At 53.5% G+C, this 1,658-nt stretch carries 1 protein-coding gene; it reads left to right on the forward strand.

The genetic code is table 11. The features are described 5' to 3' along the window. Window positions 1-118 precede the first annotated feature (118 nt). A complete protein-coding gene (locus JWG43_RS17455; protein WP_205244225.1) occupies window positions 119-1,150 on the forward strand; it encodes an IS110 family RNA-guided transposase in 1,032 nt (343 codons plus the stop codon). Window positions 1,151-1,658: the final 508 nt, after the last annotated feature.

The raw sequence follows: 1,658 nt of genomic DNA on the forward strand, positions 1-1,658 counted from the left end.
GGGAAGTGTTTGAATGCATAAGTCCGGCAAAGAAAAGAAACCTCCATGTGAGTATAATGTTTTAGCAACAGTTGGGTCGAGAACCAGCTCGCCCAAAATATACCACAGGGAGGTTTCTATGAACGTATGTTACTTTATCGGTCTGGATATTCACAAGAAAATGATTGCCTACTGTATCAAAAGCATCGATGGACGTCTGATCGATCAAGGGATGATCCCTGCAGACAGGTTATCGCTGAATGCATGGGTACAGCGTATCCCTGGACCTTGGATTGGGGCCATGGAAGCCACCATTTTTACTGGCTGGGTCTATGATTTTCTTACGCCCCATGCCTTGGCTTTGAAAGTAGCCCATCCCGAGATGCTCAAGGCCATCACCGCGGCCAAGAAGAAGAACGACCGTGCCGATGCGGAAAGGATCGCCGATCTTCTGCGGGTTGACCTATTACCGGAATGCACGATGCTCCCCCAGGAGATCAGGGAGCTGCGGCGGATCCTGCGGTATCGCAACCACCTGATGCGGACAGCGGTCAAGATGCACAACAAGATGTCTGGCCTGCTCATGGAGGTTGGGGCCGGCTACAATAAGAAGCGCCTGCGCGGCAAGAAATATTTCCATGACCTGCTGGGGCGACTTGACGAAATCCCGCCTACGGTCAAGGATCTGCTGATGTTGAGTCGTACCGGGTATGAAATGTTCCAGACGTTCCAGAAGCGGCTGATCCAGACCTTACGAACAAACCCCCTGATCCGGGAGAGGGTGGGTCGATTGATGACTATCCCCGGTATCGGCGAGGTCACCGCGTTGACCTGGGTTCTGGAAATCGGTCCTGTTACCCGATTTGGCTCGATCCGTCAGGCCATCAGTTACTGTGGCCTGTGCAGTGCACAACGGGAATCAGCCGGCAAGGAACAGCGAGGACCGATCTCCAAAAAACGCAACAAACATCTCCAGACCATCTTGGTTGAGGCGGCAAAATTGGCCCCTCGCTGGAACCCGCAACTTGCTGCGGTCCACCAGCGGGAATTGAGCAAGGGGAACCGGAACAGAGCTACGCTCGCCGTGGCCAGACGACTGGTGGCCTACATGATGGCGGTTGATAAAAGCGAAACCGACTTCGTTATCCGCGAGGAGCAAAAAGCAGCTTAGAAAGCAAAAAACAGACACATACGCTCTACCAAAAACATGATCTTCCCGCCGGTCCTCGCCGAATTAGAGACTCTGTAAGCCGCAAGCGAACTGTGCGATACAGCGATGGAAGTGTTTCGAGGCCGTTGGGTTGACCCAAACTCAATCTTCTGCCGGGGTCAATGAAGATACGGGGTACCGTAAACCGTATCCGACCTCGAATGCAGCAAATGGATGTCTGGTCGCGTGATCACGCTGACCCTTTGGAAAAGATGAAAAAGATCGAGTTGCGGCAGAGTGTTAGACAATCGCCAGGAATTGGCTCAAACTTGTGACCCGCTCCAGCAGGAGGGCCGTTCCTCCGACGAGCTTCACTTTGGCCCATTCTCAGAACGGCCCTCCTGCTTCCGCTCCCGCCGAGGAACAATCGAGATCGGGGGAGAGGCAAGGCAGGCGCTGACGTACTCCTGGGCGAAACGGGAAACCTCCGTTTTCCCCTTGACAATACTTATCATGGATGTCCCTAATT

It is taken from the genome of Desulfobulbus alkaliphilus (assembly GCF_016918545.1).
In the GTDB taxonomy this organism is placed as follows: domain Bacteria; phylum Desulfobacterota; class Desulfobulbia; order Desulfobulbales; family Desulfobulbaceae; genus Desulfobulbus; species Desulfobulbus alkaliphilus.